Consider the following 438-nt stretch of genomic DNA (forward strand, 5'->3'; position numbering starts at 1 on the left):
GCTGGCGAAATCGAGTTTGCCTGCGATGAGAAAGAGCACGGTGCGCATGGTAGTAAAACGCGTGTAGCCCCGCGCCTTGCGCTTGGCGGCTTGAAACAAGCCGTTGATGGCCTCTATAAAGCCGTTGGTCTGGCGGGTCTGCGTCCAGGCAACGATGCCGTCGAAGTGCCGGCGAATCAGACGTGCGACGTCCTTCATCGGCTCGACTTTCGAGCGCATGACGTTGGTGCACCACTGCCGCAACATCTCGGAGACGACATGGATTTGCTTGCGCTCGAGAATCTCGCGCAACTGTTCGCGATACAGCCATGCGCGGGCAGTGCGCTTGGTGGCGTACTGCCTGACAAGCGCCTCAAGGTCGGTCAATTGCGCAAGATTCAGTTTGTTCGCGTCCTTGAGCAGCGTCCAGCGCATCCCTTTGAGTTCCGGGTCGGCTTT

1 protein-coding gene is annotated in these 438 nt (G+C 58.9%); it reads right to left on the reverse strand.

Going from position 1 to position 438, the window contains the following annotated elements; translation table 11 throughout:
* Window positions 1-438, reverse strand: a 438-nt coding sequence (locus PQR08_RS38690) for a transposase (protein ID WP_408164508.1), incomplete at both ends; no start/stop codon positions are given.

Source organism: Caballeronia jiangsuensis (genome assembly GCF_046030135.1).
Taxonomy (GTDB): domain Bacteria; phylum Pseudomonadota; class Gammaproteobacteria; order Burkholderiales; family Burkholderiaceae; genus Caballeronia; species Caballeronia jiangsuensis.